Raw genomic sequence first — 5,472 nt, forward strand, 5'->3', positions numbered from 1 at the left:
CTGGGCGATCATCTCGGCGAGGATGCGCAGGTCCAGTTTGTAGGTCAGGCCCAGGCAGGGCCGGGTCGGGCTGGCAACCAGCACTTCGCAGTTGGCCGGGATATCCAAAGACGTCAGCAGAAACCGCGTCGGGTCATAGGGGTAGCCTTCACCGCCGACCCACAGTTGTTTTTCACCCTGGGCAACCAGCACGACGCACGGCTCGACCATGCACACCACCGGCGCTGCCGGCTGCTCACGCCGATAAAAGCCCAGGCCCGGGACTGGCATGGGGTAATCGCCGGGCGCCGTGACCTGCGCGTTGATCGCCTGGATCAAGGCGTCCAGGGGCAATGGATTAATCGTCATAAAAGGCTCTTTTAACGCGTGACCGAACTGTACCGCGCACACCAAGCAAGTGTCACCGACAACCCACAAGACTCAGAGGATCAGGCAAGTAATCCACTGGAACGCACTACAGAACGCCGGTCCATGCCGGGAAAATGCGCGGACCAACCTTATCCGGGATCACGCCATGAAAAGCCTTTTGCTCGCCCTGAGCGTGCTGCTGACGTCTTTTTCTTCATTGGGAGCCGATATGTCCAACGGTGCTGACAACTTCTACAAAAGCGACAAAGTGACGGTGCAAAACGTCACCTTCAACAACCAGTACGGCATGGCGGTGGCGGGCCATTTGTTCATGCAGAAAAACCTCGCCCCCGGCGCAAAAAACCCAGCCCTTGTGGTTGGGCACCCGATGGGCGCCGTCAAAGAGCAGAGCGCAGATCTATACGCTACCAAAATGGCCGAACAAGGCTTCGTCACCTTGTCTCTGGACTTGTCATTCTGGGGCGATAGCGCAGGCTCACCACGCAATGCGGTGCTGCCCGACCTCTACGTCGAGGACTTCAGCGCTGCCGTGGATTTCCTCGGTACCCGCCCGCAAGTTGATCGCGAGCGCATCGGTGTGATCGGTATTTGCGGCAGTGGCAGCTTCGCCATTGCCGCCGCGAAGATTGACCCACGCTTTAAGGCAATCGCTACCGTGAGCATGTACGACATGGGTGCGGCCAACCGCAATGGCCTCAAACATAGCGTGACGCTGGCGCAACGTCAGCAACTGCTGCGCCAGGCCGCCAACCAGCGCTATGTGGAATTCCAGGGCGGCGAGACCGTCTACACCGGCGGCACGCCAGCCACCCTCACCGGCGATGCGGTGGGTGATGAGTTTTACGATTTCTACCGTACGGCGCGCGGCGAATTCACACCCGTCGGCGGCTCACCGCAAACCACCACGCGGCCGACCCTGACCAGTAATGTGAAGTTCCTGAACTTCTACCCCTTCAACGATATCGAGACGCTATCCCCTCGCCCGCTGTTATTGATCGCCGGCGCCGACGCGCACTCACGTGAATTCAGTGAAGACGCCTACCAACGCGCGGCCGAGCCCAAGGAACTGCTGATTATCCCGGGCGCAGGCCATGTCGATCTTTACGACCGGGTCGATCTGATCCCTTTCGACAGACTCGCCACTTTCTTCAAAGGCCACTTGAAATAATGCCCGATAAATCACAGATGCATAGCTGGGCTGCGGTGTTTGCGATGTCGTTGGCGGCGTTCGCACTGGTGGCCTCTGAGTTCATGCCGGTAAGCCTGCTGACGCCGTTGGCCGCCGACCTGCAGATTTCCGAAGGCCAGGCCGGCCAAGGCATCTCGGTGTCCGGTCTGCTCGCCTTGCTCACCAGCCTGGTCATCGCTGCCGTCGCTGCGCGGGTTGAGCGCAAGCGTCTGCTGTTGGCGTTGACCGTCCTGATGATCCTGTCTGGAACCGTGGTGGCGCTGGCGCCGAACTACCTGACGTTCATGCTCGGTCGCGCGCTGATCGGCGTGGCCATCGGCGGTTTCTGGTCGCTGTCGGCGGCGACCGCCATGCGCCTGGTGCCCACGGCCCAAGTACCGCGCGCGTTGGCGATCGTGAATGGCGGCAACGCACTGGCGACGGTGATCGCGGCGCCCTTGGGCAGTTTTCTCGGCGCACTGATCGGTTGGCGTGGCGCATTTTTCTGCGTCGTGCCGGTGGCGGTAGCGGCTGGCCTATGGCTGCTGTTCAGCTTGCCCGCGATCAAGGTGCAAGGCCAGGCCAAGACTGGCAACGTGCTGCGCTTGTTCAAACAGACGCCTGTGGCCCTGGGCATGCTCGCCATCAGCGGCTTTTTCATGGGCCAGTTCATGCTGTTCACTTACCTGCGTCCGTTTCTGGAAAGCGCCACGCGGGTCAGTACCTCCACACTCTCGTTGCTGCTGTTGGTGCTCGGCCTGGCCGGGCTGGCGGGCACTGTGCTGATAGAGCGCGTGCTGAAAAACCGCCTGTATCCTGTGCTGATTGCCATTCCATTGATCATGGCGGTGATCGCCGTGGCTCTGGTGGCCTTCGGCGGCTCGCCGGTCACCACAGCCGTGTTACTCGGTTGCTGGGGTTTCGTGGCAACCGCCGCGCCGGTGGGTTGGTGGACCTGGTTGGCGCACGTGTTGCCGGACGATGCCGAGGCCGGCGGTGGATTAATGGTGGCAATCATTCAATTGGCGATTACTGCCGGTGCCACTGTCGGTGGCGTGGCGTTCGACCACAGCGGTTATCAGGCCACCTTTGAACTGAGCGCAGCCACGCTGGGGGTTGCCGCGCTGCTGGCAGGCCTGGCCGCGCGGCACTCAGCGCCGGGGTTGATGGCCAGCCGCCCTACCTGAAAAACTGACTCGGCGTCTTGCCAAACTGTTTCTTGAACATGCTGGTAAAGGCGCTCGGGCTCTCGTAGCCCAGTTCGATGGCAACATCGATAATCTTCTGCCCCACCGCAATCCGCTCCAGCGCCAGCAGCAAGCGCGCCTGCTGGCGCCATTGGCCAAAGGTCAACCCGGTTTCCTTGCGAAACAGACGCTGGATGGTCTTCTGGTCCAGCTCAAGGCGCCCACTCCAATCCTCCACCGTCGACGCATCCCCGGGATCCTGCTGCAGCGCCAGGCAAATCCGGTTGATACGCGGGTCGCCGGGCTGCGGCAACGACAGCGGCAAGGCCGGCAGAATCGCCAGCTCATCGAGGATCAGGTGCATGATCCGCGCATCGCGTGAGTCCTCGGCATACGGCGGTTTCAAACTCACCGACGCCTTGATCAGCTCACTGAGCAACGGTGAAACGCTCACCGCCTTGGTCTCGGTCGGCAGGTTCGGGAACGCATCGGGGCGCACAAACACACTGCGCATTTTCAACGGGCCGACACAGCGCAGCGAGTGGACTTGCCCGCAAGGCATCCAGAAGCCACGATTGGACGGCACCGTCCATTGGTTGTGCGCCGAGTGCACCACCATCACGCCCTCGATGGCGTAGAGTAACTGGTGCTTTTCGTGGCTATGCTCGGGGATCACCCAGTTTTCGGGGTAATCGGTAGCGGAACTGATGACAGCCCAGTCGCCTGCGTCGATTTCCTGCAAAAATTCATTCAGTGGTTTGATCATTTCGCCCTTTTTGCGACAGTTGCCTCCCGAATTTCGTGAGACAGGCATTGGCACCGAATTTAGCATAACCGCCGAAACAATTAGAAATGGGTGCCGGGCTCAAGTACTCGCCACCTCAGTTTGCTGCCCTGTATGGAATGCCTGCATGACGACCGTTACCGCGTCACCCGCCGCTGCAACCACTACACCCCAAGTGAGCCCCTTGGTTATGCGCGTCCTCGGCGCCTGCGCCTTGGCCCACCTGATCAATGACCTGATCCAGGCCGTGCTGCCCTCGATCTACCCGATGCTCAAGGCCAACTACGGGCTGAGTTTCACCCAAGTGGGCCTGATCACCCTGACCTTCCAATTGACCGCCTCGCTGCTGCAACCCTGGATCGGCTACCACACCGACCGCCACCCCAAGCCCTGGCTGTTGCCGGCCGGCATGGTGTGCACCTTGATCGGCATTCTGATGCTGGCGTTTGTCGGCACCTTCCCGGCGATTTTGCTGGCGGCGGCCCTGGTGGGCGTCGGCTCGTCGACCTTTCACCCGGAAACCTCGCGCGTCGCACGCCTGGCCTCCGGTGGGCGTTATGGCCTGGCGCAATCGACCTTCCAGGTCGGCGGCAACACCGGCAGCGCCTTCGGCCCATTGCTGGCGGCGGCGATCATCATTCCTTACGGCCAGAGCCATATCGCCTGGTTCGGGCTGTTCGCCGTGTTTGCGATTCTGGTGCTGTACGGCCTGAGCCGCTGGTACCGCAACCACCTCAACCTGTTCAAGCTCAAGCAAGGCGGCAAGGCCACTCATGGCCTGTCCAAAGGCCGCGTGACCTTTGCCCTGGTGGTGCTGGCGCTGCTGGTGTTCTCCAAATACTTCTACATGACCAGCCTGACCAGCTACTTCACGTTCTACCTGATCGAGAAGTTCCAGCTGTCGGTGGCCAGTTCGCAGATGTACCTGTTCCTGTTCCTTGGCGCGGTGGCGGTGGGCACCTTCGCCGGTGGCCCGATTGGCGACAAGATCGGGCGCAAGAAAGTCATCTGGTTCTCGATCCTCGGCGCGGCGCCCTTCACCCTGGCCCTGCCCTACGTCGACCTGTTCTGGACCGCCGTACTCAGCGTGGTCATCGGCTTTATCATCGCCTCGGCCTTCTCGGCCATCGTGGTCTTCGCCCAGGAACTGGTGCCGGGCAATGTGGGCATGATCGCCGGTATCTTCTTCGGCCTGATGTTCGGCTTCAGCGGCATTGGTGCTGCGCTGCTGGGCTTGCTCGCTGACAACCACGGCATTGAGTACGTGTATAAGATCTGCTCGTTCCTGCCGCTGGCGGGCATCCTCACGATATTGCTGCCTTCGACCAAAGGCGTCTGACCCGCCGATTATCGGCTGGCCGTGTGCTATTAGCCGGAATGCTCTGAAAAACCTGCGTGTGCGCTTACAATCCCGATTTTCAAGCGCACACCCAGGCAGCCCGGCACGACATGACGCTCGACCCTCCTACGATTCTGATTCTGACCATCGCGCTGGCCGCCGCTGCCGCGTTGTATCTGGCCATTGAATGGCGCAGCGTACGCGAGGCTTCCCTGCTGTTCTGGGCTGCAGGTTTTGCGACTATCAGCGTCGGCTCTACCCTGGCGTTGCTACGCGGCAGTGGCCTGTTGATGATCGGTATCTGGTTCGCCAACGGCTTGCTGGTCACCGCGCACTTTTTGTTCCTGCTCGGCGTGGCGCGTTTTACCCAGGCGCGCCTTTCACCACTATGGCTGTTGATGCTGGTGGTATGGCTGGGGATGCTGATGCTGCCGGTGGAGCTGCCATGGTCCAAAGCCATGCTGGCGGTGCAGTCGCTGCTGGTGGCAGTGCCGACCCTGCGCGCCAGCTTTCTGCTGCGTCCCCATGGCAAGTCCCTGAGCATCGGCGCGGTGCAGTTGCGCTATGTGCTGCTGATTCACGGCGCGTTTTATGTGGCCAAGGCATTGTCGGTGCTGATCCCCGG

General features: G+C 61.2%; 5 protein-coding genes and 1 pseudogene. 4 read left to right on the top strand and 2 right to left on the bottom strand.

Annotated features, from left to right (window positions below; all coding sequences use genetic code 11):
* The coding region (locus FEM54_RS23035; protein WP_138453217.1) for an AraC family transcriptional regulator at positions 1-348 on the bottom strand (348 nt) is incomplete at its 3' end.
* 166 nt (positions 349-514) lie between these two features.
* On the opposite strand from FEM54_RS23035, the gene FEM54_RS23040 reads away from it, so the two are divergent.
* On the top strand, positions 515-1,537 hold the full coding sequence (locus FEM54_RS23040; protein ID WP_138453220.1) for an alpha/beta hydrolase: 1,023 nt from the start codon (positions 515-517) through the stop codon (positions 1,535-1,537).
* Positions 1,537-2,724, top strand: coding sequence for an MFS transporter (locus tag FEM54_RS23045; RefSeq protein WP_138453222.1), 1,188 nt, complete (start codon positions 1,537-1,539; stop codon positions 2,722-2,724). The genes FEM54_RS23040 and FEM54_RS23045 overlap by 1 nt, the downstream gene beginning before the upstream one ends.
* Here the strand turns inward: FEM54_RS23045 and FEM54_RS23050 are convergent.
* Complete coding sequence (locus FEM54_RS23050) at positions 2,717-3,538, bottom strand: AraC family transcriptional regulator (protein ID WP_065931628.1); 822 nt, start codon at positions 3,536-3,538, stop codon at positions 2,717-2,719. The two genes, FEM54_RS23045 and FEM54_RS23050, sit on opposite strands and share 8 nt — an antisense overlap.
* A 97-nt stretch (positions 3,539-3,635) precedes the next feature.
* Here FEM54_RS23050 and FEM54_RS23055 point away from each other — a divergent pair, with 97 nt between their 5' ends.
* On the top strand, positions 3,636-4,847 hold the full coding sequence (locus FEM54_RS23055; RefSeq protein WP_017138958.1) for an MFS transporter: 1,212 nt from the start codon (positions 3,636-3,638) through the stop codon (positions 4,845-4,847).
* 110 nt (positions 4,848-4,957) lie between these two features.
* Positions 4,958-5,472, top strand: a pseudogene (locus FEM54_RS23060) (GGDEF domain-containing protein); the annotation flags it as partial.

The organism is Pseudomonas edaphica, assembly GCF_005863185.1.
Classification (GTDB): Bacteria; Pseudomonadota; Gammaproteobacteria; order Pseudomonadales; family Pseudomonadaceae; genus Aquipseudomonas; species Aquipseudomonas edaphica.